1 protein-coding gene is annotated in these 1,023 nt (G+C 72.1%); it reads left to right on the top strand.

Annotation, left to right across the window (positions count from 1 at the left end; all coding sequences use genetic code 11):
- Positions 1 to 1,023 (top strand): AAA family ATPase (locus tag ACWDNU_RS47175; protein WP_449673624.1); only part of this gene is annotated, 1,023 nt, incomplete at both ends.

The following is a 1,023-nucleotide window of genomic DNA, read 5'->3' as shown; positions in this document are numbered from 1 at the left end:
CGGGCCGCCCGTGGCCTCGAGGTCGTCGGTGGACGCGGCTCGGGCGCGGTGCTCGTGCTGGTCGGTCCGCCCGGTGTCGGCAAGACCTCGCTGGGTGAGTCGGTCGCGAAGGCGCTGGGCCGCAAGTTCGTTCGCGTCGCCCTCGGCGGCGTGCGCGACGAGGCCGAGATCCGCGGCCACCGGCGCACCTACGTGGGCGCGCTGCCCGGCCGGATCGTGCGCGCGGTGAAGGAGGCGGGGTCGATGAATCCCGTCGTGCTGCTGGACGAGATCGACAAGGTCGGCTCCGACTTCCGCGGTGACCCGGCGGCGGCGCTGCTCGAGGTCCTCGACCCCGCGCAGAACCACACCTTCCGCGATCACTACCTGGACCTGGATCTCGACCTGTCGAACGTGCTGTTCATCGCGACGGCCAACGTCATGGACACCATCCCCGGCCCGCTGCTGGACCGGATGGAGCTCATCACCGTCGACGGCTACACCGAGGCCGACAAGGTGGCCATCGCCCGCGACTTCCTGGTGCCCCGGCAGCTGGAACGCAACGCGCTGACCGCCGAGGAGGTCGCGATCACCGACGCGGCGCTGCGCGAGATCGCGGCGAACTACACCCGCGAGGCGGGCGTGCGCCAGATGGAGCGACTGGTGGCGAAAGCCTTGCGCAAGGCGGCGACCCGCCTGGTCGCGGGGGACGCCGGTCGCCTGGACGAGAAGACGCTGGTCGACAACGGCTCGCTCGGCGCGGGCGCCGTGCTCGGGTACGACCCCGGGCTCGGCTACGACAACGTCATCGATATCGAGTCCGGCGCACAGCCGGCCGGTCGGCCGACGAGTCTCGTGGTCGACGTCGACAACCTGACCGACTATCTCGGCCGTCCCCGCTTCACCCCGGACTCGGCGGCGGCATCGATGGTGGAGGCGCGGATCTGGGCGACCCGGGCGGAGATCCGGTCGGCCGGGCGGATGACGGTGCGGCGGCGGTCGCCGGTTCGGTGCTCGGTCCCGACGGACCCGACGGGTTGCGGG

The sequence above is a fragment of the Amycolatopsis sp. NPDC003676 genome (assembly GCF_053587275.1).
Note: the sequence above shows the minus strand (reverse complement) of the source record. Positions and strands in the feature narration are given on the sequence as shown.